General features: G+C 33.5%; 1 protein-coding gene. It reads right to left on the reverse strand.

Annotated features, from left to right (window positions below):
* Positions 1-372, reverse strand: a 372-nt coding sequence (locus tag UGRO018_RS17785) for a DUF4230 domain-containing protein (RefSeq protein WP_416327849.1), incomplete at its 3' end; no start/stop codon positions are given.
* Positions 373-523 lie beyond the last annotated feature (151 nt).

The following is a 523-nucleotide window of genomic DNA, read 5'->3' on the forward strand; positions in this document are numbered from 1 at the left end:
GATTTCAACCTCAGGTATTTGAACGGTAATTACCTTATCTTTTACACTAACATTTGCTTTGCTTAAATCAATACCTGCACTAAGCTTTCCTGAATAGGTTAAAAGAAAGCTTTTTGTGGTAAGTGGAATATTCCATCCGTTGATTTGTAGAGAATTTTCAAATTTACCTACTTTGGTATAATGATATTCCATAGATACCAACTCATTTACTTCTTGTAGCTGCTGTGTCAATGCCGTTGAAGTTATTACCGGTTCACTTTCCTTACCGCCAAAATGCATTCCCGCAAAAAATATCAAGACGCAAACAAGTAGAATCGCAACCACGCCACCAATGGCTTTTTTTGTTTTTCCTAATGTATCTAATAATTTCATACGCAACCTCCAAACTTTGATGATATTATATCATATTATTCCTACAATCACGTTGATTTCCAATGATTTTAAGTGTTTGCTTTGTTTCCTCATAGAAAAATACTAAGTAATTAGGAAGATGTTACCATTCACTTTTCTCTCATGGTATAAT

This window comes from Hoskinsella mucinilytica, from assembly GCF_045223415.1.
Taxonomy (GTDB): Bacteria; Bacillota_I; Bacilli_A; order Erysipelotrichales; family Erysipelotrichaceae; genus Hoskinsella; species Hoskinsella mucinilytica.